18 protein-coding genes, 1 pseudogene and 1 riboswitch are annotated in these 22,985 nt (G+C 60.2%); of the genes and pseudogenes, 5 read left to right on the forward strand and 14 right to left on the reverse strand.

Annotation, left to right across the window (positions count from 1 at the left end; all coding sequences use genetic code 11):
* Positions 1 to 76 precede the first annotated feature (76 nt).
* Genes B0G69_RS30385 through B0G69_RS30405 form a run of 5 tightly spaced genes read right to left on the reverse strand, consistent with a single transcriptional unit; the run spans position 77 to position 4,163 of the window.
* Positions 77 to 718: an urea amidolyase associated protein UAAP2 gene (locus tag B0G69_RS30385; protein ID WP_121323585.1), complete on the reverse strand. Its 642-nt coding sequence runs from the start codon at positions 716 to 718 to the stop codon at positions 77 to 79.
* Positions 719 to 733: 15 nt separating this feature from the next.
* A complete protein-coding gene (locus B0G69_RS30390) occupies positions 734 to 1,438 on the reverse strand; it encodes an urea amidolyase associated protein UAAP1 (RefSeq protein WP_121323586.1) in 705 nt (234 codons plus the stop codon).
* Between the two features lie 16 nt (positions 1,439 to 1,454).
* The gene (locus B0G69_RS30395; protein ID WP_121323587.1) at positions 1,455 to 2,246 is read right to left on the reverse strand and encodes an ABC transporter ATP-binding protein; all 792 of its coding nucleotides are present in this window, start codon (positions 2,244 to 2,246) and stop codon (positions 1,455 to 1,457) included.
* Positions 2,243 to 3,058: an ABC transporter permease subunit gene (locus B0G69_RS30400; protein ID WP_121323588.1), complete on the reverse strand. Its 816-nt coding sequence runs from the start codon at positions 3,056 to 3,058 to the stop codon at positions 2,243 to 2,245. Before B0G69_RS30400 ends, B0G69_RS30395 begins: the two co-directional genes overlap by 4 nt.
* Positions 3,059 to 3,092: 34 nt before the next feature.
* The gene (locus B0G69_RS30405) at positions 3,093 to 4,163 is read right to left on the reverse strand and encodes a putative urea ABC transporter substrate-binding protein (protein ID WP_121323589.1); all 1,071 of its coding nucleotides are present in this window, start codon (positions 4,161 to 4,163) and stop codon (positions 3,093 to 3,095) included.
* A 58-nt stretch (positions 4,164 to 4,221) separates the two neighbouring features.
* Positions 4,222 to 4,321: riboswitch (guanidine-I (ykkC/yxkD leader) on the reverse strand.
* A gap of 855 nt (positions 4,322 to 5,176) precedes the next feature.
* Here B0G69_RS30405 and B0G69_RS30410 point away from each other — a divergent pair.
* Entirely contained in the window at positions 5,177 to 6,352 is a 1,176-nt protein-coding gene (locus tag B0G69_RS30410; protein ID WP_241991511.1) for a trypsin-like serine protease, read from the forward strand.
* A 150-nt stretch (positions 6,353 to 6,502) separates the two neighbouring features.
* On the opposite strand, the gene B0G69_RS30415 is transcribed toward B0G69_RS30410, so the two are convergent.
* Positions 6,503 to 7,369 (reverse strand): methyltransferase domain-containing protein, encoded by an 867-nt coding sequence (locus B0G69_RS30415; protein ID WP_241991512.1) that lies wholly within the window; start codon positions 7,367 to 7,369, stop codon positions 6,503 to 6,505.
* A gap of 310 nt (positions 7,370 to 7,679) precedes the next feature.
* Complete coding sequence (locus tag B0G69_RS30420; protein ID WP_121323973.1) at positions 7,680 to 8,645, reverse strand: helix-turn-helix domain-containing protein; 966 nt, start codon at positions 8,643 to 8,645, stop codon at positions 7,680 to 7,682.
* Between the two features lie 107 nt (positions 8,646 to 8,752).
* Between B0G69_RS30420 and B0G69_RS30425 the strand changes: the two genes are divergently transcribed.
* Complete coding sequence (locus B0G69_RS30425; RefSeq protein WP_121323590.1) at positions 8,753 to 9,046, forward strand: hypothetical protein; 294 nt, start codon at positions 8,753 to 8,755, stop codon at positions 9,044 to 9,046.
* 176 nt (positions 9,047 to 9,222) lie between these two features.
* Entirely contained in the window at positions 9,223 to 9,630 is a 408-nt protein-coding gene (locus tag B0G69_RS30430; RefSeq protein WP_121323591.1) for an MAPEG family protein, read from the forward strand.
* Positions 9,631 to 10,053: 423 nt separating this feature from the next.
* On the opposite strand, the gene hpnH is transcribed toward B0G69_RS30430, so the two are convergent.
* Both hpnH and B0G69_RS30440 read right to left on the reverse strand, forming a co-directional pair.
* Positions 10,054 to 11,607, reverse strand: a complete 1,554-nt coding sequence (hpnH, locus tag B0G69_RS30435) for an adenosyl-hopene transferase HpnH (RefSeq protein WP_199731379.1) — start codon at positions 11,605 to 11,607, stop codon at positions 10,054 to 10,056.
* Between the two features lie 421 nt (positions 11,608 to 12,028).
* On the reverse strand, positions 12,029 to 12,451 hold the full coding sequence (locus B0G69_RS30440) for a DUF3224 domain-containing protein (RefSeq protein ID WP_121323592.1): 423 nt from the start codon (positions 12,449 to 12,451) through the stop codon (positions 12,029 to 12,031).
* 505 nt (positions 12,452 to 12,956) lie between these two features.
* Here B0G69_RS30440 and B0G69_RS30445 point away from each other — a divergent pair.
* The gene (locus tag B0G69_RS30445) at positions 12,957 to 13,589 is read left to right on the forward strand and encodes an FkbM family methyltransferase (protein ID WP_241991513.1); all 633 of its coding nucleotides are present in this window, start codon (positions 12,957 to 12,959) and stop codon (positions 13,587 to 13,589) included.
* Positions 13,590 to 13,738: 149 nt separating this feature from the next.
* On the opposite strand, the gene B0G69_RS30450 is transcribed toward B0G69_RS30445, so the two are convergent.
* The 5 genes and pseudogenes from B0G69_RS30450 to B0G69_RS30470 all read right to left on the reverse strand — a co-directional run bounded on the left by B0G69_RS30450 (position 13,739) and on the right by B0G69_RS30470 (position 21,129).
* A complete protein-coding gene (locus B0G69_RS30450) occupies positions 13,739 to 16,111 on the reverse strand; it encodes a filamentous hemagglutinin N-terminal domain-containing protein (protein ID WP_121323593.1) in 2,373 nt (790 codons plus the stop codon).
* Between the two features lie 342 nt (positions 16,112 to 16,453).
* Positions 16,454 to 17,146, reverse strand: a pseudogene (locus B0G69_RS30455) (ShlB/FhaC/HecB family hemolysin secretion/activation protein); the annotation flags it as partial.
* Between the two features lie 107 nt (positions 17,147 to 17,253).
* Positions 17,254 to 18,378 (reverse strand): cytochrome c peroxidase, encoded by a 1,125-nt coding sequence (locus B0G69_RS30460; RefSeq protein ID WP_121323594.1) that lies wholly within the window; start codon positions 18,376 to 18,378, stop codon positions 17,254 to 17,256.
* A 153-nt stretch (positions 18,379 to 18,531) separates the two neighbouring features.
* Positions 18,532 to 20,433 (reverse strand): alkaline phosphatase family protein, encoded by a 1,902-nt coding sequence (locus tag B0G69_RS30465; RefSeq protein ID WP_241991514.1) that lies wholly within the window; start codon positions 20,431 to 20,433, stop codon positions 18,532 to 18,534.
* 435 nt (positions 20,434 to 20,868) lie between these two features.
* Positions 20,869 to 21,129 carry a hypothetical protein gene (locus tag B0G69_RS30470; protein WP_121323595.1) on the reverse strand — a complete coding sequence of 87 codons (261 nt, stop codon included), beginning with the start codon at positions 21,127 to 21,129 and terminating at the stop codon, positions 20,869 to 20,871.
* A 278-nt stretch (positions 21,130 to 21,407) separates the two neighbouring features.
* Here B0G69_RS30470 and B0G69_RS30475 point away from each other — a divergent pair, with 278 nt between their 5' ends.
* Positions 21,408 to 22,898 carry an esterase-like activity of phytase family protein gene (locus B0G69_RS30475; RefSeq protein ID WP_241991515.1) on the forward strand — a complete coding sequence of 497 codons (1,491 nt, stop codon included), beginning with the start codon at positions 21,408 to 21,410 and terminating at the stop codon, positions 22,896 to 22,898.
* Positions 22,899 to 22,985 lie beyond the last annotated feature (87 nt).

The raw sequence follows: 22,985 nt of genomic DNA on the forward strand, positions 1-22,985 counted from the left end.
AGTTGTTCGCGCGTGCAGGTGCAGCAGCGTCCGGAGCGAACCAGCATGACGAAGTAAAGCCAGTTGCGGATACGCTTCAGTTCCATATCAGCAACTCGGCGGGCGTCGGGTTGTAGGCATTGCACGGATTGTTCAGCTGCGGGCAGTTGGAGATCAGCACGATCACATCCATTTCCGCGCGCAGTTCGACGTACTTGCCTGGCGCTGAGATGCCGTCTTCGAAAGTCAGGCCGCCTTCGGACGTCACCGGCACGTTCATGAAGAAGTTGATGTTCGCGCCGATGTCCTGCTTCGACAAACGTCCGTCGTGTGCACAGGCGCGCAGGTAGTTATCGCGGCAGCTATGCATGTAGCGCTTTTCCAGCGCGTAGCGCACCGTGTTGCTCTCCTGCGCGCACGCGCCGCCGAGCGTGTCGTGACGCCCGCAGGTATCGGCGACGATCGTCAGCATCGGCTTGCCGAGGTTCGAATAGAGCACGGTGCCCGTCGTCAGGTACAGGCTTTTCTGCCTGCGCAGCGTGCGTTGCGGATCGAACCGCTCACGCGGATCGGCGAGACTGAAGAACAGCGTATCGACGGCCTGATTGCCTTCCAGATCGAGAATACGCAGCGTCTGGCCAGCCTTCAGTTCGTGCAGCCACGGTTCCCCGGCCGCGAGTGTTTCGCGAAAGACCGCGTGTTCGGCGCGTTTGTCGCTAGCTGTCAGCGTCGTTGTCATGATGTCGGGCTCCGCTCAAAGAAAGAAGCGATCGGTGTTGATGAAACCGCGCACGTTTTCCTCACATGAGGTTCGGCACAGTTCGGCGACGTCGCGCTCGGCATGGCTCAATGCAAGCTTGACCGGCCTGGGCGCATATTCCGGATTCGGATCGAGCGGATGCTGGATCGCGGTGAGCACCACGAGCGTGTTCATCGGTGCATACAGGTCGACGTAGTCGCCGGCCTTCGAATTGCCCGGCACGAAATTCAGCGCGCCCTCGCCCGTGACGTCGACACGGCTGAAGAGATTGAGCGTCATCAGCAGATCCGAGATGCCGAGCCCCCACTTGCCCATTTCGACGAGCAGATTGTCGGTGCCGTTGCGATAAAACGCGTTGCGCAATTCCTGATAGCGGCCCGACCCGTAGCGTTCGTGCACTTCTTCCGCATTCGACACGCCGCCTATGCTGTCGTGCCAGCCGCAGGTGTCCGCCACGATCGCGGCAAGCACACGGCCCATATCGGAGTACAGGCAATGGCCGGCCGTGAGCTTCGCCGTGTGCTGGCACTTGAGCGTGTCGGGCAGGTTGAGCCGTTCGCTCTTCTCGTTTGCGTTGATCAGCATGACGCTGACGTTCGCGCCGCCACGCAGGTCGGTAATGCGCAGCGACTGGCCACGCTTGATGATCAACGAGGCATGGCCGCCGCCGGGGACGGTTTCTTCGAGTAGCAGATCCATGAGGTTAAGACTCCTGTCAGGCTGAGACCGCTTCGACACGGGACGCGCCTTCCACCACGGCCTGGGCCATATGAAGGGACGACGCGGAGCCGCGGCTGTGGTCGAGCGGAATGTTGTAGGTGATGCGCGCGCCATAGGCGCCGGGGGCCTGCGGATCGACGCGGACCTTGTCGAACACCAGCACGCGACTGCCCAGCGTGAAGCCTTCCTTCAGGTCGTGCGTGACCATGAAGATCGTCAGCTTCGATTCGCGCCACAGGCTCAGCAGCAATTCGTGCATGTCCTTGCGGATGCCGGGATCGAGCGCGCCGAACGGCTCATCGAGCAACAGCACGCGCGGCTTCATCATCAGCGCCTGGGCAATCGCGAGGCGCTGTTGCATGCCGCCCGAGAGTTGCTGCGGATATTTGTCCAGTGCCGCACCGAGGCCCACGCGTTCGAGCATCGCGGCGGCCTCGTCTCGCGCCGCACGGCGTTGCGCGCCGAACAGACGGCCCGTGAATTTCGCACGCGGCAGTTCGAGTCCCAGCATCACGTTGCGAATCACCGTGAGATGGTCGAACACCGAATAGCGCTGAAACACCACGCCGCGATGCTCGTCGGGTTCGCCCGGCAACGGTTCGCCGTCCAGCAGAATCTCGCCGCGCGTCGCGCGCTCCTGGCCGAGCAGCAGCCGCAGGAACGTGGACTTGCCGCAGCCCGATGCGCCGACCATCGAACAGAACTCGCCTTCTTCGATGCGCAGGTTCAATCGTTCGAGCACGACCTGATCGCCGTATTCCTTCCAGACGTTGCGAACTTCGATCATCGTGCGCCTCCGCCATACCAGGGGAACGACCATTGCGTGAGGCGGCGCAGCAGTTCGTCGGTGAGCCACGCGAGCAGCGTGATCCACGCCACGTATGGCAGGATCACGTCCATCGCGAGGTAGCGGCGCACCAGAAAGATGCGGTAGCCGAGGCCATCCGTCGAAGCAATCGCTTCCGCGGCGATCAGAAAGAGCCACGCCGCGCCGAGCGACAGACGCATCGCCACCAATAGACGCGGCAGCAACTGCGGCAGCACGAGACGCAGAATCAACGTCCAGCTGGTCGCGCCGAGCGTTTGCGCCTTGACCCATAGCTCGGTGGGGATTTCACGAACCCGCGAATGCAGATCGCGGATGATCATCGGCGTAATGCCGACCACGATCAGCACCACCTTCGACAATTCGTCGAGCCCGAACACGATGAATAGAATCGGCAGCACCGCGAGCGGCGGGATCATCGAGATCACCGTGATGAACGGCGAAAACGTTGCGCTCACCAGCGGAAACGAGCCGGTCGCGATGGCCGCCACCAGCGCGATCACGGCACTCACGAGGAGGCCGATGCCGAGCCGCCGCAAGCTCGATACCGTGTCGGCCCACAGCAGATACTCGCCCGTGCGCTTGTCCTCGGTGAAGGCGACCTGCTTGATGGCGTCGCTCATCTGCGTCGCCCCCGGCAGCAGCTTGTCGTCGGGGTTGAGCTGAAGCCGCATCGACGACCCGGTGAAATAAATCGCTACCAGCACGATGAACGGCAGCAACAGCAGCATCAAGCCGCCGCTTCGGCTGGGATATCGATTGATGAGTCGCATGGCTGCCCGCCTTGTGAATGCGTAGGTGTTTGCGTCAGAGCTTGCCCGCTGCCGCCATTTCCACGTAGGTCGGATCGAAACGCAGCTTGACGTTGCTCTTGTTGCCGATCACGACGCCCTTGTCGAACGCCATGCCGACCACGTCCGCGCTTTTGGCATCCTGTCCGAGCAGACCGTGATCGAACGAGAATTTCGCGACGCGCGTCATGATCTTCGGCATGTCGGGGCTGGTGACGAAATCGAGTGCGGCTTGCGGCGTGTAGAAGAGCGCGGTGGTCGACAGTTGCCCCTTGAAGCCCGCGAGGTCGGTGCCCGATGCCTTGGCCATCGCAGTGAGCGCGGTGGTGCTGTCGGCATTGTTGGCGTGCATCAGTGCGACCATTTCGAACCATGCGCCCGTCAGCGCTTTGCCGAGTGCGGGGTTGTCGTGCAGGGTTTTGGTGTTGACCACCATCATGTCCATGATCTCGCCGGGGATCTTGCTCGAGTCGAAGACTTCGCTGACGTTCGGCTGCGCCTTCAGGTCGGCGAGCATCGGATTCCACGTCACGGCGTTATGGACCGCGGGCGTCGCGAACGCGCCGGCGATGTCGGCATCGGACGTGTTCACCACTTTGAGGTCGCGCTCGCTCATGTGGGCGCTTTCGAGAGCGCGTGCCAGCAGATAGTGCGAGACGGAGAACTGAACCAGATTGATCTGCTGACCCTTCAGGTCGGCGACCTGCTTGCCCTTGCCCTTGATGAGCACGCCGTCGTTACCATTCGAATAGTCGCTGACGATCAGCGCCGTCGAATCCACGCCGCCCGAAGCGGGAATGGTCAACGCATCCATATTGGTCATCGCGCAACCATCGAACTTGCCGGCGGTGTACTGATTGATGGATTCGACGTAGTCGTTCAGTTGCACGACATCGACGTTGATGCCGTATTTCTTCGCCCACTTCGAGACGATGCCTTGGGTTTTGGCCTGCCCCCACGGCATCCAGCCCGCGTAGATGGTCCAGCAAACCTTGAAGTCGGTACGGCCCGCAGCCAACGCGGAGGTGGAGGCGAACGCGGCGAGGGAAACGGTGGCGATGCCAAGAAAGCGAACGAGCTTGCGCATGAGGTTGACCTCGGAAGGGACAGTTAGCGACGGCAGGGAGCAGCGCAAACATCGCGTTCTCTCCCGGGCTTTTGTCCCGCCGTGTAACCTCGCCTGAGGTCGACAGCTCTCGGACCAGCACCTGCGTGAAGCAGGCCGGAACCCTAGCCATCCATTTCCAGATTGTGTATTGAACCGGATGATGCGCCGGCTCCTTGCCCTTCTTAATAAGCGAGAAGTGTGCCAAACGGTGTAAGTGCATTTTCTGCACGGCGCAGTGGGTGTCTGCCCTGCTCGGGTGATGGCGTGCACGTTCGCGTGCCGAACCGGCACCTTATTCGTGCAATGGCTTCTGGACCTGGGGCGCCATTGGCGCGATCGCCTTGTCGAGAACGATTTGTGCCTTGTTCCAGCTGAATGGATATAACGCAACGTGAATGTCGCCAAACCGGAATTCCGTCGCCCGAATTCAGGATCGCGGTCAAGCGTCAACTCAAACGGTTTAATCGCACCATCGGATACTTTGGAGCGCACATGATTCTGAGATAAGAACAGGGATCGGGAATCTGCTCGTTGTTGTGAACGGAAGACCCGTTCAATCATCAAGAGCTCCCTGTCGTCATTGCGGCCGCTAATACTCAAAACGCTGATTTATTCGAGCCGAATGTCGTCGGTGTCTATCTATTTATTCTATATGTTTATACATGAATAAAAATCTTGCTTTTATTTTTTCATAGTCCAATCTTAATCGAGTAATAATGCTATCGAATAATTTGACGAAAATAGCTATTTTCCGCCAACGATTTATCCCGGCAAATGTGCTGCGTACTCACAAGGTATCCCAACGTTTGCCGCGGCACACGCGTGCCCGATCATCCGAGTCCGCGTATTTTCGTCGTCGTGCATAGGCCTGCGCGCGACCCGCAGTCGAGAAACGGGAATCTGTGAAACGGCAACCCGGTCTGAGATCGCGCCGAATTCTTTGCGCCTATACCAGCTTTACCAATTAACTCATCATCATTGAGGAGTTTAAAGTGAGTCAATTTGCGAAGTTTTTATTTCTCACTCTGGCAGGTTCGGCGATTTCGACCTGCGCTTTCGCGCAGCAAGTAAAGTCGCAGGGAGCCACGACCCAATTCGTGGCGCCAGATCAGGCGACGCAGGCCGCACCGGTTGGCATTGATTTCGGCAACGCACGGGCCATGCCCCTTCCAAGTGCGGCCCTTGCGCCACCACCGTCCGCGGACTCGCTGTTGCAGGCCCCCAACCTGCCCCAAACAACGCCGGGGCATGCGGCTGGCGGTGGAGGAGACGGCAGGCAGGCGCCCGTCCAGCTGGTTCCGCCTGTGAATCTGAATCAACAAAACGAAGTCGCTGCTGCGCAAGACGGAGTCGCACCGCAGGAATCCGGGACGTCCGGGCAGCCGTTCACCACGAACAGGGTCAATGCGCAGGGCGACAATACGCAATCCTTTTATGCGTTCCGGCCGACCGGCAAGCTGTTCTTCAATATCAACGGATCTACCTTCGTCTGCTCCGCCTCCATGGTCAAACCGGGAGTAGTAGTGACTGCCGCACACTGCGTGGCAGATTTTGGGCGCAGCCAGTATTACTCAAACTGGGTGTATGTCCCGGCCTATAACAATGGTTCGGCGCCGTACGGTGTGTGGACTGTGTCAGTCGCGACGGTACTAACGTCCTATTACACCGGAACCGACCCGTGCACCTTAAGCGGCGTTGTCTGCCAGGACGACGTGGCAGTGCTCACGCTTCGTCCGCAGTCCGGCACGTATGCCGGTAAGCGGACAGGCTGGTACGGCTACGGTTGGGACGGCTACGGTTTCAATTCATCGAAGCAGGTACTGATTAGCCAGTTGGGCTTTCCAGTTTCACTGGATGGCGGCAATCTCATGCAACGCAATGACTCGCAAGGTTATACGGCGTCAACCTTCTCGAACAACACGATTATCGGTTCCTTGATGACAGGAGGGTCCAGCGGCGGCCCATGGCTCGTCAACCTTGGCGTAGCGCCCATCCTTAAAGACACGGCTTTCGGCCAGGCTGCGACGCGCAACATAGTGGTCGGGGTCACAAGTTGGGGGTACACCGCCGAGACCGCCATCAAACAGCAGGGCGCGTCACCCTTCACCAGCCACAATATCGTACCGCTCGTTAATAGCGCATGCAGCGCCACGCCGAAAGCCTGCTAGCGCCACCGGATGGCCGATCCCGAATGGTGACCGGCCATTTCAATCTTCGAGCATGTCTGCGGGTGCCTTGGTCGCACGGGTTATCACTTGCTCCATGGAAATGCTTTCCCGTACAGCTGACGATCGCACGAGAACCGCAGCAGAATTTGATCAAGCTTTTTCGTAGATCGCCTGAACGAGCGCTGCACGTCCCTCTCGCAGATTGCGCGCGAGATTGGCCGTCATCTGACCAAAGCCCGGTCCCATGGCGAGATGCAGCCCGAACGCGGGCGGTGCCGACTGCTGGACCTGTTGCTTCTGTCGCTGCGCGAACCAGTCTATGCCTGCCTGAGTGGTGTTGATCCACGAGACCGACCGGAACCCCTGTTCCGTCAACACCCCATGCATCTGGTCCTCCGTCATGAGAAAGCTCGCTTCCGGCCCCTTCGCCCACGGCACCGGGAAATGCAATGGGTCACCCGACGCCGCGATGACGTCAAAAACAGCAAGGTGACCGCCTGTTCGCAGTACGCGGGCGGCTTCACGGTAGAACGCAGCGCGATCAACGATATTCATCGCAACGTGCTGCGTCCATGCCAGATCGAAGGCATCGGCATCGAACGGAAGGCTAAGCGCGTCCGCGCACTGATACGTCACCCTGTCGGACAGTCCGGTCCGTTGCGCGAGGAAAGCCGCCGCCTCGACGAACGATGCACTCAGATCGATGCCATGCACCGTGCAGCCGTAGGTTGCCGCCAGATAGCGCGACGGGCCGCCCAAGCCCGAGCCGATATCGAGCACGCGCGTCGAGCGGTCGATCTTCAACGCCTGCGCGAGTTCCACCGTCGCGTCGAGGGCCCGGGAATGAAATTGATCGAGCGGTGCAAGCACCTCGGGACCTAGACGGCCTGCTTGCTGCCCCATTCCAGCCAAAGCAAGCTTCAGACGTTCAAGCAGGTCTTTCGATTCATAGTGTTGTGCAAATTCTGCAGCGCCGGCCATTTCCATCGTCTTCTCCCATTCGGTGTCCACCTGCATCAGTCAACTGAGTCCGATTGAACTGTCTGAATTGCCTGATGACATCGCGCCGACTGCTCCGCTCTGGCGAAACACCGACGTTGGCGGACTTCACCATCGCATCATGGACGACACGATGGATTGTGATTTTCCTGACGCAGCCATGATGGCCGCTCTGGATGTGACGGCACCCGAGTGAATCTCGCGTGTCACCCACAACGTAGAAGAATTTAACGCTGGAACGCAGCAGGACGTAGGACCAGAAACGACAATTTCGTCGTCATTCACGCCAATTTTCTTATTGAACGAGAATCGGCACCCTCCTCATCCGTCAGAGCAGGTCAGCACGAATCTCGCGAACACCTCGGCCCAGCCGTTGACGCAGCAATGCGCGCAGCGTCGCACCATCGTCATACCCGACCTGGGCAGCGATACTTTCGATGTCAAGACCACCACTGCGGAGCAAAGACTGCGCATGTTCCACGCGCAGATCCTGGAAATAAGCGAGCGGAGATTTGCCGAGTACTTCCTGGCAGCGGCGTTGCAACGAGCGAGTGCTCGTGGCCAACGCACTGGACGCATTCTGCAGCGAGAATCCGGATGCCAGATTCTCGCGAGCCCATCGTTCAAAGCGCTGAATCAGCGGATCGGCCTGCGCGAGGTGATTGGGAATGATGTAGGCGGCCTGCGACGAACGGATATCGGCGAGCAGGTAACGCGAAACCATCGATGCCAACTCCGGGCTGGCCGTACGTATCAGCCAGAGGGCGAGATCGAGGTGGCCCATTGCCGCGCCGGCCGTCACGCCGATGTCCGTCGGCACCAGCATGCGAGATTCGTCGAGCCGGACATCTGGGTAACGTTGCCGGAAAAACGGAGCAAGGGCCCAGTTGGTCGTGGCCTCCCGGCCATCCAGAAGTCCCGCTTCCGCAAGCTGAAACGTCCCGATACAGGAAGCCGCCAATCGGACGCCATCTGCATGCCATGCCAACAGTTGCGCCCTTGCCCGAACCACGTCCGGCCGCTCCAGAGAAGCAACCAGTTGATCCGGCATCGTCGTGGCCAGCGCAGGAACAATCACCCAGTCGGGTTGCTGCTCCGCCGTGATCGGTTGCACGGGCACCACGAGCCCGTGCGTGGATTTCACCCTCTTTCGCACGCCGACGAGAGATACATCGAATCGCAGCATCCCGCCCATTGCCCGCGTCGCAAGCGCGTTGGCGACCAGGAACGCGTCGAGTGTGACAGACAGGCCCGTATCGAACACTCCATCAAGAGCGAGCACAGAAATTCGCATGGCGTAAATGTCCACAAAGTTGGCGTTTGTGACTGTACCAGCCATCAAGGCAAGTGACTAGACTTGATCCCGTTGCATGTCGCAATCAACCCCCCCAGGAGACTCCCATGAAGGTTTTGGCCGTTGCAACGATCGTCAAGCCGATCCCGGACGAACAAAAAATGCAGATCATGCCGAGCGAAGTACCGGCAACGCTCAAGCTTTATCTTGACGGCAAGATTGAGCAGTTCTGGTTTCGCCAGGATGCGCCGGGCGTCATCTTCCTCATGAACGCCGAGTCGATCGACGAGGCACGCGACGCTGTCGAGGCGCTGCCGCTCACGGCCGGCGGGTATGCAAAGTATGAGTTGATGCACGTCGGTCCGCTCGCTCCGCTGGGCCTGCTGATCCAGGGCAAGTAAGTGCCGCAAGCGCCGCCGGTGCCCCCCTCATCGGCGGCGCCCCTTGATAGCGTCACAACCAGATTCCTGCTGCGGAAGGGCTTTTCCGTCCTGTCGTTAGCTCACCAGAACAATGATCGAGGGCATCGACGCGGAGCCCCTACAGGAACTCTCGCAACGATAGAAGGTATTCGATCATGAAACTCACCCCGGAACTCTATGTCCTGACGCTGGTTGCCACAGCGACGGTGCTGATGTGGGTCCCCTACATGGCATCGAGAATCCTGACGCGCGGACCGGTTCGGACACTCGCCGATCCAGCGGATCCGACCGCCCCACCCGACCCGGCCTGGGCCCAGAGAGCGCGGCGCGCGCACGCCAATGCGGTCGAAAATCTGGCCGTGTTTGCACCGCTCGTGATCATCCTGGCCCTGATCGGCGCGAGCACGCCGGCAACGATCCTCGCAGCCAAGACGTATCTGATCGCGCGACTCGTCCACTACGTCGTCTACACCGCCGGTATCCCGGTCGTCCGCACGCTCGCGTTCGTGGCCGGGGTCGGCTCGACCCTGATGATTGCCGACGCTGTGCTCGGCCATATCTGACTGACTATTGCACAGGCCATTCGCGTCGTGCACACCCTCATGCTTTTGGTGCCGCTAGTGGCGTGACGCAAAGATAAGCATATCGAAGGAATGGCCGCGAAACGCACCATCCTCATCTCGGGCGCCACCGGCTCGACCGGCGGCGTCGCTGCGAAAAACCTTCTGGTGAAGGGCTTCCCCGTTCGAGCGCGACGCTTTCCAATAAGGTTGGCAATAGCTCGCGGCGGTAGCTGGTCCCGGTTTCTGCCGCTCATGTTCACCGGCCCATTAGCCGTCATTCCACGGTCGAACTCGAACCGCTGACACCCATTAGCGGGACCGGTGTCAAGTGAGCGGAGGGCGGCGGCCAACGGCCGCCTGTTTCCATTTGGCGACTGGTCCGCAAGGGCGCCAGCCGGGCATCCCGGCTGGCGCCCTCAACTGTCACTCATCCAGACATTCAGGCTCGATCTGGATATTCTTTTCGCCCGCGGCTTTCTTTTCCCAGTACCGTTTGACCCAGTTTTCGAAGGTCTTGCCGGCCGCCGTATCCTTGCCGGTGAAGGCGATGGCGCCGATCTCCGCGTACGGGATCACGTCCTTGGTCTGTTTGCCGGTCGGAATGATCCGGACGAAGCAATCCTTGAAGGCAGCGCCGTATTGGCGGTCGTACAGATAGCCCGCGACAGTCGAGCCATCCTTGCGGGTGATCGTGACGTCGCCACGATAATCGAAGGCCTTTTCCATCGCCTCGCGAACCGCCGCTTCAGTCGTCAGTTCCGGCGTCCAGCCCTCGAGATGCTCGTGCACCGTACCAGCGGCCGTCTCCATCTGATCCGGAGCGACTGCGGCCGCCGGCGCGGCGGCGTGAGCCGCTTCGCCCTTCGCAGCCTCTGCGCGCTGTGCCAGGGGGACGAACACCATCGGCACTTCGTGCGACGTCTTCTTCCATCCCGCGAGCATTTCGGTGGCCTCGCGATCCTCATAGCGATCGAACAGCATCGCTTTGACCGTCTGGAACAGGCCCTTGAACGAGCCAAAGGTGTAATTCACGCCGCTCGCCTCGTAACCCGAGTGCACCATGCAGTTCGCGCACTTCGGATTGCCGCTTTCGGTGCCGTACTCGGACCACTTCACGCTTTCCATCAGTTCGTCGAAGCTGTCAGCGTAGCCATCCTGGAGTAGATAGCACGGCTTTTGCCAACCGAAGATGCTGTACGTGGGCATGCCCCACGGCGTGCAGGTGAGGTCCTTCTTGCCCATCAGGAATTCCATGAAGATCGGCGACGCGTTGAAGCGCCAGCTCTTCTTCCGGTTCGACAGGATCGAGCGGAACAGTTTCTTCGAACGCGCGCGACCAAGAAAGTGCTTCTGGTCGGGCGCCTTGTCGTACGTATAGCCAGGAGACACCATCATGCTTTCGACGCCCGCTTCCATCATTTCGTCGAAGTGCAGGCGAACGCTGTTCGGGTCCGCGCCGTCGAACAGCGTCGTGTTGGTGGTGACGCGGAAACCCGCCGCGACCGCGGCCCGCACGCCTTCCATCGCGATGTCGTAGCCGCCTTCACGGCACACCGCAAAATCGTGATGCTCGCGCTGGCCGTCCACGTGAACGGAGAAGGACAGATACTTGCTGGGCTTGAAGAGGTGCAGGTTCTTGGCAAGCAGCAAGGCGTTCGTGCACATATAGACGTACTTCTTGCGCGCGACGAGGCCGGCGACGATCTCCGGCATCTGCGGATGCAGAAGCGGCTCACCGCCCGGAATCGCGACCATCGGCGTGCCGCACTCCTCTACCGCCTGGAAGCACTGCTCAGGCGTGAGTTGCGACTTCAGCACGTGCGCCGGGTACTGAATTTTCCCGCACCCCGCACATGCCAGGTTGCAGCGCATGAGCGGCTCAAGCATGAGGACGAGCGGATAACGGCTTCGCCGCATCAGCTTCTGTTTCAGAACGTAGGTGGCGACCGTCCACGCCTGCGAAATTGGCACTCCCATGCTGCAAATACTCCTCGATAACCGGTTACTCGGCGGACGACCCGCACTGTGTCCAGTAAAAGCTAAATGTTTGATTCGAGAGCGATCATGTGCCAACCCGTGCCGACCGCGTGCGCGCGGTCAGTGCCGGGATCGGCCAGGATGCGTCCGACTTTGCGCGCAATGATCGCACAAACTGCGCAGGAGGGTCGAAAGCTGCCGCAGACGGCTTGCCACGCTTATCTGACACCCAAAACGCGAGCGGCGACACCGCGGCGTTAAATGGCCGGCATCAGACGGTTGGAACCGTCGCATCCAGGCCGAACGGAGTCTGGCGCTTCAGACACAGGTCGGGCGAGGAGGCGTCATTCGTCAGGCCATGACGGGGACTTCTTGCGACTGCTCCGCCTTCGTCGACGACCCTATCTCCGCCGCGGATTCCCTACGCTGTCCAGTATGTCAACGTGTAGTAATGCTTGCCGGCTTCGCGGCGGATGAGCAATTGGCCCCGAATTCCCGATAACTCACCGGTTCCGGAGCCCGGCACGATGGCGATACGCAACTCCTCGCTTCCCGCGTCCATTTCTCCGAGGTGGGCTAGCGCGAATCCGCCAGCTTTACCGTCCAGCGTACCGTCAAAAGATTCGAGCGCGACGTAAGTTGCCTCACCCTGTTGCGGCTGCCCGGCGCTCAGCATTTCCCCCTGTGCCCGGCCGTTTAAACCGCCGTGGTACGCTTTCTCGAGAGCATGGCGGCCTATGGCTGAGGCGTTCGCCGGAACGGCGATCATATGGGGTGGCGCGATTTTCACGTCAAATTCGCCGGTGGCAACGAACGAATGTTTGTCTGATGGAGCAATGCTCACTGGACCTCCCACAAGAAAATTGCGACGATAGACGAGGCTGCTCTCACGTCGCTAACAAAAACACGCCCCCATGGATAGTAACGGCCGTTGCTTCGAGGAAGCGGCTTTCGCGACACGCTGCTCGTCGCCGATCCCGCGTCGTCCGCCACGCCTTGGACTCTGACCAAGCAACTTTGGCGCGTATGCCGGAAATAGGGAAAGGCCCGAGGTGAGTTGCACAAATCCATAGACTACCCTAGCAATGGTGCGTGCCTTTTTCGAGTATCGGAAGATCCCCGTCAATGCAGCTGCGGTCCCAACCAGCGAAACGATCACGCGGAGAACCAATATGCACGAGCTAGTAAGGTCCACCCTGAAGGACATGTTGCCCCCAGGGCTCGTGCGATTGCTGCGACCCAAAAATCGGTCTCCCGATGCTTGGGGAGCTGCTCGATACGGTCTGCACGGGTTGAGGCTTCCCGGCGGAAGGCGCTTCAATTTCCGGCCTTCAATACCGGACCGAACGGTGTGCAAGCAGATTTTTTTTCGACGAGTCTATGCAACGGATCAACTTAGCCGGGCGCAAGAGATAGCCGACTTTTACCGGGCCTGTGCGGATCCGATCATCGTCGACGCCGGGGCCAACATCGGGGCCAGTGCGGTTTGGTTTGCGCTCACGTATCCGAAAGCGAAGATTCTGGCAATTGAGCCGGACGTATCGAACTACGAACTCCTCAAGAGTAACTCGAGCGCCTTCCCATCTGTCGTGCCGCTGAACGCCGCCATTGCAGCGACCAGTGGTACGCTTTATCTGGACGACCCGGGACGAGGCGCCTGCGGATATCGTACGGCTGAGCAGCCCACCGATCACTCGTACGCCGTTGAAGCGATGACGCTGGAACAGGTGATAGCGAAATCGAGCGGAACGCCATTCATCCTGAAGATTGACATCGAGGGCGCAGAGTCGGACCTCTTTTCACGTCACTCCGAGGAATTAAACAGATTTCCGCTGGTGATCATTGAACTGCATGACTGGATGCTTCCACGGAAATCGAACAGTCGGAACTTCTTGAAGTGGCATGTCGAAATGCAGCGTGATTTCGTATACGCCGGCGAGAACGTTTTTTCGATTTCCAATACGATTCGGCCAGTGATTTGACGCCAGGTGTCGTAGGCCGTTAGTAGGCTTCGCTGATCAGCAATCGATTGTCCCGGCTGCGTTGAAAAGCAGCCGTCGATTCGTGCAGGAGAATCCCGAATCTCGAGCGTGCCTGCTGCTAGCCGAGCACCCGTTTCGCGACGGCAGACCTACCGGCGCAGCATCGGCCACGAACCGGCCAGCCACGTGCCGTTCGCGCTGAAATCCCACGTCGGGCCGAAGCTCGCCGGGTTTCTGAATTGTGCTTCCGTGAGTCCGCTCGAGGCGGCCACCGCCGTGCCCGAGCCGACGCCCGCCGACGCTCCTGACGTCTCGCTGTTCCAGAACACGTTCGCGGCAATCGAGCCGCTGTTCGTGCCCGCGATGCCGCCCGTCGTCGAGTTCGCGCCCACCGGGAGATGCGACCAGGCATACGACTCGCCGATGGAGCCCGTATTGCTGCCAACCAGTCCTCCGACGGTCGTCGAGCCGCCGCTGAGAGGTTCCCGCGCATACGATCGGGAGATCGCACCGTTGTTCGTACCGACGAGGCCGCCGACTGTGCTTTGCGCACCGGCTGTCACCGAGCCGAGCGTATAAGACTTGTCGATGGAACCATCGTTGACGCCGACGAGCCCGCCTATCTGGCCCGCGCCGTGGATGCTCACGCCAGCCCACGACTGCTCGATGCGTCCAAAGTTCTCGCCGACTAGCCCGCCGACCGCCGTGCTTGTGTTGCCGATGGAATTGATGGTGCCTGTTGCGCCGTCATTGACCATGTACCCCCAGTTAATCCCGGCTAGCAGTCCGACCGGTGCTCCCGAGGAGGTTGCCGTGCCACCCGCGAGCGTGAAATTTCGCACGACGCCGGTTTTGCCGATTGCGCCAAAGAGTCCGGTATCGGCCGCAAGAGTCAAATCCGCAGGGAGATGCCCCATGCTGTCGAACTGCCCGGTGAACGGGTTCGCTGCGGTGCCGATGCCGCTGAAAGCCGGCGCAGCCGCGAATTCCAGCCCCCCGGCGCCCAATGCGTAATTGCCAGCGAGGTTGTTATTCACCGCGATCAGGTCTGCCATGGTATTGACAAGCTGATAAGCCGTGAACTGCGTGACGAGCCCGCTGAACGGCGCGGGGCTCCAGGATGTGTTGGTGCGGACATCGCCACGCGTGTAGCTGCCGTTCCTGTCGTAAAGCGCCGCGACGATGCCCGTACTACGTGACCAGTCGATCGTGCCGAGATTGACCACGCTGCCGCCGTTGTCAAATCCGTGAGTATCGGCGGACAGGTTGAGAGAGCCGGTGCCCGTATTGGCGATGTCCGCATGCGGTGCGATAGTCAGCGAGTGCGCGGCGTTGAGCGTCAGTGACGCTGTCCCATGCCAGCGCACGCTCGACTCGACCGCGATGTCGCCCTCGCCGTTCGCACCATATTTGCCGTCGGCGCCGATCGCCTCCACGGCGATGGATGCGCCACGGCTCAGACTTGCAGCGAAGGTGCTGGTCGTGCTGGCATCGGCGGTGAAATCGCCGCTGGTGATATTCCACGCCTTCGCCCGAACGTCTGCGCCACCGACCTTGACGCTCCCGGCGGACATATCAACGGTGCCGCCGCTGCCGTCCGCATTGCGCGCACCGATCTTCGCCCCGCTCGCATCGACATTGCCGGTGACGCGGTTGCCGGCCTGATCGAACGTGCTCGCGACGAGCCACACATGGCCGTCGCGCGTCGCAGTGCCGGTGGCCCGCAGCGCGGCCGAACGGCCCGCGAGCGCGAAGATATTGCCGTCGGCCGCCTGCAGGTTGATCAGCGCCGCCTGCACGGTGCCTGTGTTCGTCACCGTGCCGCCGCTTCCTATCCTCACGAAGACTTGCTGATACTTGCCATCCAATAACGACACGTTACGCCCCACGGCAAGTTCGGCATTGCCGTTCGGCGCATCGATTTTCCCTGCGTTCATGACCTGGTTGGCCGATATGAGAAACACGTCCCCGCCCGACGAACTGATCTTGCCGAGATTGACCACATTCGCCGTGGAACTGCCTGTGTACAACGCTCCAAAGTATGGAGGGGGTTTGAGAAAATCGGTGTTGGAGACATCCAGTGTCGAAGCGACGAAGCGCGTGCCCGTCGACACCACGCCGCGTGGTCCGATGAGCACGCCATTCGGATTGACCAGATAGATGCTGCCGGTGCCCGTCAGGGAGCCATAGATTGCGGAGAGATCTTTACCGGTCACGCGATTGAGTGTGGCGCCCGTGCCATTGTCGATCGACACCTTCTGGCCCGCTCCGATCGAAAAGCTGTTCCACTCGATGATGCCCCGCGGGTCAGATTGCGTGATGCTCAGGTTGGCACCGTGCTGAGCGATGCTTCCCGAGCCGGCGACATAATGGCCGCCTTGTGGCAGGATGCCCGCCGCGAAACTCGACTGGCCGGCGCAAAGCCCCGTCAGCGAGAGGCCTATAACGAGCCACGTATTTCCGATCGGGCGACGGCGGTGGGTTGCGCGCTTGACGCGCGCCGATCTGGCGGCATGGCTCATAAATCACCTTTCTGCGTAAGTGCAAATGATGGGCCAACATATACGAGGCTAACCGGGACCGACCGCGTGCGCCCGTGTATGAAAAGTATCACGCGGCGATGTCGAGATGCGTCTAAACCTAGACCTATTGAGACCAAACACAAGCGGCCCCAAGAGCCGGCCGCCACGCACAGCTGATCGTTTTGCGAGGCACGTCGAAGCGTTCGACGCCTTTGGCCGCTGCCGCCGGTTGCGCATTTTCAAGAGCTGGAGGTTGCTTCCTTGAACGCTTGTGTACTGTGCGGTAACGCACACTCCGAGGCTTCCTCTATCTAAAGCTCATGGCAGCAACGCTGGAAACGGTCATGCCCCGATCGACAAATACAAGAGCGCCACCGGTGCCTTCGATGCGCTTCGCGTCAGCGCGCGTAAAGGCGCACCATACGTACAGCGGAACTCGACGAATCGCGACCATTCAAAACGCACGCCTGCGCCAACGCCCGCAAGCAGCCCCGGGTTGTTCTCCGCCGGCTGATCGATCCGGTTCCACACACGCCCGGCATCGAAAAAGATGAAGGACTAGACGACTGCATTACTCTGCCCGAAGGCGATCGCAGGCGCGCGCAGCTCGGTCTGCAGGTTCCAGCCACGATCGCCAAGCGCGAATGCGCGTGATGCCATCAATTGCATGTACACGTAGCGGGCCGTCGCGCCCTGCCGCGCCGCGTTGAATGCCGCGTCGTTGTTGGCGCTATCCACCACGTCGGCACTTGCGACGAGCGTCGCGCAGGCATGCGACATCCCCGCTTCGGTCGGCTTGCCGATGAAGCAAAGCAACAGCAATGGGTGGATGTGCGTGTTTGAGTTGAAAACCTGAAAGCCGCCGAATTCCAGATCGTTGTTGCTTCGCTTGAAGTCGTATCCGAACTGGAGCAACTGCGTCTTGTCCGTGATCGTCGGCAAACTCAGGTCGTAGCGGAAACTGAGCTGCACGGAAATGCCGCTTTGACCATCAGCGTCGGGCAGACGTGGCGTGCTCTGCGCGTACATGAAACCGCCTGATTTTCCAGGCGGATCATCAAGAAACACGGCGGGCACCGACAGCCAGAACCACAACGGTCCCACGGCGGCCGGCCTCCCTCCCGGGCATCAAGCTTCTTCAGTCAATGCGTCGCGGTACTCCCCACCATCTGCGCATCGCTGTCGTTCAAGGTCTTGAGAAATGCGATCACGTCGCGAATATCGCCTTCCGACCAAACCGGCTTGCCGCCCTTGTGATTCGTCATCGGCGCATTGATATGGTCGACGTTCCTCTGGTACTTCACTGGCAGGTCGTCAAACTGCTGCTTGCCGCCCGGATGCGGATACCACTTTTGCGGATTGGTGTCCCGTTGCACATAGAAGCGCAAGGAGTCTTCCAGCGTATGGAAGCGGCCGTTGTGAAAGAACGCCCGGCGCGTCGCGACGTTGCGCAGCGTAGGTGTCCTGAACATACCGCAATACCAGTCGGTGTCGGTCTTGTCGGTCCGGATCGGGCCGCACAGTCCCATGTCGTAGTACTTCGGATCCGCGTTCGCCGGGATCTCCGGATTGCGCGGCACGCCTAGCGTCTGAAAGTTGTAGTCGGTGAACGTCGGGTGCGCACCGGCAGCGCCCTTTTCGACCAGGTGGCAGGATGCGCAGTTACCGCGATCAGGGTCATTGAAAAGCGCAAAGCCACGCGCTTCCTGAGTGCTGAACTGCGCTTTACCGTCCAGCACCTTGTCGAACTTGCTGTCGAACGGCTGGAAGCTGGGATCGTCGAACTGGAAGCGCTCGAGTGCCTTGCCCAATGCGGCGAGCGCATCGGCAGGGCGCGAGAAGATATCCCGGCCGAACACTGCGCTAAAACGCGCGGCATAAGCACTCTTGCTCAATTTAGCCATAACGTCGGCAGCATCCGTATTGGCCATCTCGTTGGGGTTCAACAGAGGGAAGGCGGCCTGGGCGGCAGGGCTGTCGAAGCGCCCGTCCCAGGTGTAGCCGCCAGACGGCATGTTGTCGCCGTCCTCGAGACGTTCCTTGAAGCTGCTCGCGTACGTGTGCGTCCAGATCGGCACCCGGCGCAGATAGCGCAACGAAGGCGTCGCGCGTGTGCCGGCGTGCTTCATATCGATGCCGCCCAGTTGCACGGCGAGGCCGTTGGGCGGACCGTAGGCATTCGAAGGGCTGTGACAGCTCGCGCACGACTGTTTGCCGGAAGCCGACAGCGACGGATCGAAAAAGGCCAGCTTGCCGATCTCGGCCATATCCTTGTTGGAAGGCGCCGCGGAAACCGTAGTGACGGCGGGGGCGCCGAGGGCTTCTTCCTGGCGGCCACATGCCGTCAGGAAGAGACTTGAAATGAAAAAAAGGGCCGCCCCCCGGACGGTCCCTTTAGTACAGAGAAAAAGCATCTATCTTTATTGGTTGAAGATGTCGGAACCGAAAGTCGCGAGGTTCGCATCGTCCGCGTAACCCAGATACTCAGGAATACCGAAACGGTTTTCCAGGCTCTTGAGCAGCGAGTAATGGTTGTAGCCCGTATCGGAAGTGGTGCCCGCCTTGATGAACGGCGACAGCAGCACTGCGCCCGTGCGGTCACCGCCAACCCCGTCGTAGTGCATGCCGATCTGGATCAACTGAACGGTCGACGGAAGCAGCGCGGTGTTGATACCCAGCGTCGACGCATAGGCAATCGGCAGCGTGGACATGACCTGATCTTCAGGACGCTTGACGTTCGGACCAGTCTGTTGCGTGCAGCACGAAGCGCCCGGCAGATTGATCGTGAGATTCATCTGCGAGTAGCTGGCGTTGAACGACGTGGTCATGGGCGAGCTGGCCGCATTCGATTCGTCGAAGTTGATGATGATCAGACCGTCCTGCTTGTAAGCCGCCGAAGCCTGGATAATCGGAACCCACTTCTTCAGGAACGCGTCGATCGACTTCAGGCCGCCGGGCGCACCGCTCTTGCAACCCTTGCCTGCCGCACCCGTGCCGTCGCCGTCGTGGCCGTCATCGCACAGGTTCGGCGTGATGTACACGAAGTTCGGCGTGGTATCGATCGACTTCAGATCGTTTTCCAGGTTGTCGTCGAGATTCACGACGTGCTGGTCGCAATAGTTGATGTCGTCGATGATCGAGTGGAAGTACACGAACGGATTGTGGCGAGTCGCGTAGGCATCGCCCTTGACGTCGCCGGACGCGGAGCCCGCTTGGGCCGATTGCGTACCGTCGACCGCCTTCGCCGGGTCCGAGCCTGCCAGCTTCGCGGTGCGGGTCGGGAAGCTGCACGACTTCGTGCCGTCGCGGTTCAGGTCATTGCCCATATCGCCCATGTAACCCTTCCAGGTGAACTTGGCGTTATCGAGCTGGTTGGCGAGCGTCTTGACGCGGGCCGGATACACGCATCCGCCGCCGGCGTGACCGTTCGCATCCGTACCGGCCTTGAGGACCTTCGGATTGATGCTGTCGTTGCCTGCGTCGACGATGTCGGACCATACGCTGAAGCAGTCGGTCTCGGTATCGACCGTCGAAGGCTGGCCGCTCATCATCGAGATGTAGTTGTCCAGGCTGACGTGGCCGGTGCCGTAATAGTTCGTCAGCAGCGCGCCTTGCGGAGCGAGCGACTTCAGGTACGGGTCCTGGCCGCTAGTAGCCGAACCCGTACCAAAGGATTCATCGTAGTTCTTGTTCTCGAGCGTGATCACGAAGACGTGACGCACAGCCTTCGAACCGACCACCGTCTTGATGTAGTCGTCGCTGGCCGCCTTCACGCTGGCAAGGCTGCTGTCGCTGTTGAAGTCGCCCAGCAGCTTGTCGGCGGACACACCGCCGTATTTGGCTGCCAGCGTGTTCTTCGCGTCGCTCAGCGCCGCGCCGCCCGTCACCAGTTGAGCCAATTGCGTGGTGATGGCGCTCACCGTGCCGGTCGCGCCCTTGGGCGCGAGGAAGAACGCGCCGGAGCCGAACTTGGTGCCCATGTCTTTGCCATTGGCATCGTTTTCCCGGGCGTTGGTCAAATCGGCGACCACATTCTTCCAGTTGCCGTTGTTCTTGTCGCCGATGGAGAATTTGCCCTTGGCGTCGCTCACCGTATACGGTTCGTCGCTGTCGCACTTGCCGTTGTCATTGAGGTCGAGACAGAGCTTGGCGTTCTGGATGTAGCTGCCGAGCACCTGGCCGGAAACCTGGGGAGTCGTGTCCGGGGAGGTGATGTCATCGTTCCCGCCACAGGCGCTCAAACCAACCGCCAGGCCGATACTGGCCAGTAGGGCTAACGCACCCTTCCGACCTGTCAGGTTCTTGTTCTTCGAAAAAATCACGTGGGGGCTCCCGTCGCACGCCAGGCGGGCAGCGTCTTTACGCCGGCTCGCCCGATTGTTGGATTTATTACATCGGCGAAGGAGCTTAAGATAGTTATGTGAAAGTTCGGTTACGTCGGTGTAATGAACCGAGTTGGGGCGACGCGGTGAGATTCGCGCACGCTGGAAGCAGACGTCGTGAATTCGCAGCAGCTATCGCCCGCACGTTGTTGGGCTGCAGAAAATGGATCGTCGAGCGCGCCGCACGGAGATTCGGATGGCTGCTATATCGACTATCTTGTTCGCGGGCAGGTGATGGGCTTGAGGCATACGCGCCGATTTAGTGCAGATCGCCTACGCGTATCAGTGGTAGCAGTTGGAGAGTGAAGACAACGGCAGCCGCACCTCGGTGTCCATGCACCCAACGAAGCGCCATCAATGGCAGGCGAGGCCTGCTTACTCCTGCTGAAAATCAGTCACGAGCGGCGTCAACGGCAAGTCCGTTGCGTGTGCCTTATCTGCAAGATGCGCCAACGCGTGGCTCCCGTCGGCGCGCGCGGCCGCTTCGAGCGAAAAGGAGCTTTCGCTGAAGGCAATCAGTTTGAAACCGCCTCCCGCCACTCGCGGGACGGTGATACCCCAATGCCAGCCTCCCTCCTGCTCGAAAACGTGCAATTCAGGGACGGCTGGGCGGTTCGAAGCCGGCAAAGTCGGCATGTCGCTCTCCGTCATATCAAAACAAAGCCCATGGCTGTAGACGTTCATGACCTAGTCTATACGCATATTGCTGCAATGCAATATCAAACGCCGAGAAAAAAGGAAAATCGTTGAACGGCACGGTTCTGAAACACGCATGCCCACGACAGAGCCCGATCCGCTTTCACCCTCATGACACGAAAGTTACCCACACTTTCGATGGCTCTTCGTAAGCCCATGAAGGCCGGCTTTTAAGGCTACCTGACGATGTTCTCTCGAAACAATTGAAGGAGATATCCGTGCTGAAATCCAGACCGCTCGTGCTCACCGTGATCGCCTCGCTCTTCGCGATGTCGAACGCTCACGCCACCGTCGATCTAATCGCGAAAGGTCAGATTAGCGGCACGATCTCCGACCTGTCCCGCGAGACGGCGGCGCCGCTCGAAAACGGTGCGCCGGGCAATCTGCTCGGCGGCATCGGCTCGGGCATGAGCTTCGCGGGCTGCAACACGTTCGTCGCTTTGCCTGATCGCGGCCCCAATGCAATTTCATACAACGCGGCGATCGACGATACGGTCTCATACATCAACCGCTTCCAGACATTCCAACTGTCGCTCGTCGCTGCGCCATCAGGTTCGGATCTGCCTTACGCACTCACGCCGAAGCTGGTCGACACGACGCTCCTGCACACCGCGGAGCGGCTCGTGTACGGCAACGGCGCAGCGGCCGGCCTGCCGGACGGTGCACCCGGCTTGAACCGCCAGAACCACACGCACTACTTCACGGGGCGCTCGGACAATTTCGACCCGACGCACCTGTCGACGAATCCGCTCGATGCGCGCCTCGATCCCGAAAGCATCCGGGTGACCAACGATGGACAGAGCGTGTTCATTTCCGACGAATACGGTCCATACATCTATCGTTTCGATCGCCGCACGGGACGTCGAATCGATGTCATCAAGCTGCCTGACTCGTTCGCCGTGTCGACGCTCAGTTCGGTGGGCAATACCGAAATCAGTGCGAACACATCCGGTCGCGTGGCCAACAAGGGCATGGAAGGGCTGGCGATTTCGCCCGACGGCAAAACACTGTTCGGCGCGATGCAGAGTCCGCTGCTGCAGGACGGCGGTACCAAAGGCGGCTTCAGCCGCATCATCCGTATCGACCTGCGTACCGGCAAGACCCAGCAGTTTGCGTATCCACTGACCAACATCGGGACTGCATCGAAGCCGAACTATCCGACCATCAGCGACGTCGTGGCAGTCAACGATCACGTGCTTCTGATGGATGAGCGCGATGGCAAAGGCCTTGGCGATGATTCGACCGCGGCGTTCAAGAAAGTGTTTCGCGTCGACCTGGATGGCGCGCAGGACATCAGCCAGGCAAGCGGCGAATCGGGGCTCGCGCCTTATGCTGTGCCGAAGTCGCTCTTTCTCGATGTAGTTGCTGTGCTGAACTTTCACGGCTTCAGCGCGCAAGACATTCCCGCGAAGCTCGAAAGTCTGACGTTCGGCCCTGACATTGTGATGAATGGCGTGCGCAAGCACACCTTCCTCATCGCGAACGACAATGACTTTCTCGGCAATGTCACCGATTCGAATCATCCGGCCGGCATCGCGAATCCGAACCAGTTCTTTGTCTTCGCAATGGATAAGGACGATCTGCCGGATTATGTACCTCAGCAGTTCGCCGGCGTTCAGCGGCTTTCTGACCATGCCGGGGAATGCAGCTTCGTGAAAGATGAGCGGGACGAGCATGGACACTCAGGACATCGGCCTTTCGGGTTCTGAGTGGTTGTCTGTGCCTGGTCGGTGCGCATGCGCAGTTGCCGGAAGACGCGTGGCTTCGATCGGATTGAGTTCAATGGCGCGCATGGG

This window comes from Paraburkholderia sp. RAU2J (assembly GCF_003634845.1).
Lineage (GTDB): Bacteria > Pseudomonadota > Gammaproteobacteria > Burkholderiales > Burkholderiaceae > Paraburkholderia > Paraburkholderia fynbosensis.

What these genes read in the sequence shown, in the direction of transcription:
- B0G69_RS30420 (WP_121323973.1), bottom strand. Translation starts at nt 8,645, where the DNA reads ATGCGAATTTCTGTGCTCGCTCTTGATGGAGTGTTCGATACGGGCCTG.
- B0G69_RS30425 (WP_121323590.1), top strand. Translation starts at nt 8,753, where the DNA reads ATGAAGGTTTTGGCCGTTGCAACGATCGTCAAGCCGATCCCGGACGAA.
- B0G69_RS30470 (WP_121323595.1), bottom strand. Translation starts at nt 21,129, where the DNA reads ATGCCGACTTTGCCGGCTTCGAACCGCCCAGCCGTCCCTGAATTGCAC.
- hpnH (WP_199731379.1), bottom strand. Translation starts at nt 11,607, where the DNA reads ATGGGAGTGCCAATTTCGCAGGCGTGGACGGTCGCCACCTACGTTCTG.
- B0G69_RS30450 (WP_121323593.1), bottom strand. Translation starts at nt 16,111, where the DNA reads ATGAGCCATGCCGCCAGATCGGCGCGCGTCAAGCGCGCAACCCACCGC.
- B0G69_RS30430 (WP_121323591.1), top strand. Translation starts at nt 9,223, where the DNA reads ATGAAACTCACCCCGGAACTCTATGTCCTGACGCTGGTTGCCACAGCG.
- B0G69_RS30385 (WP_121323585.1), bottom strand. Translation starts at nt 718, where the DNA reads ATGACAACGACGCTGACAGCTAGCGACAAACGCGCCGAACACGCGGTC.
- B0G69_RS30405 (WP_121323589.1), bottom strand. Translation starts at nt 4,163, where the DNA reads ATGCGCAAGCTCGTTCGCTTTCTTGGCATCGCCACCGTTTCCCTCGCC.
- B0G69_RS30400 (WP_121323588.1), bottom strand. Translation starts at nt 3,058, where the DNA reads ATGCGACTCATCAATCGATATCCCAGCCGAAGCGGCGGCTTGATGCTG.
- B0G69_RS30390 (WP_121323586.1), bottom strand. Translation starts at nt 1,438, where the DNA reads ATGGATCTGCTACTCGAAGAAACCGTCCCCGGCGGCGGCCATGCCTCG.
- B0G69_RS30415 (WP_241991512.1), bottom strand. Translation starts at nt 7,369, where the DNA reads ATGCAGGTGGACACCGAATGGGAGAAGACGATGGAAATGGCCGGCGCT.
- B0G69_RS30460 (WP_121323594.1), bottom strand. Translation starts at nt 18,378, where the DNA reads ATGGCCGAGATCGGCAAGCTGGCCTTTTTCGATCCGTCGCTGTCGGCT.
- B0G69_RS30395 (WP_121323587.1), bottom strand. Translation starts at nt 2,246, where the DNA reads ATGATCGAAGTTCGCAACGTCTGGAAGGAATACGGCGATCAGGTCGTG.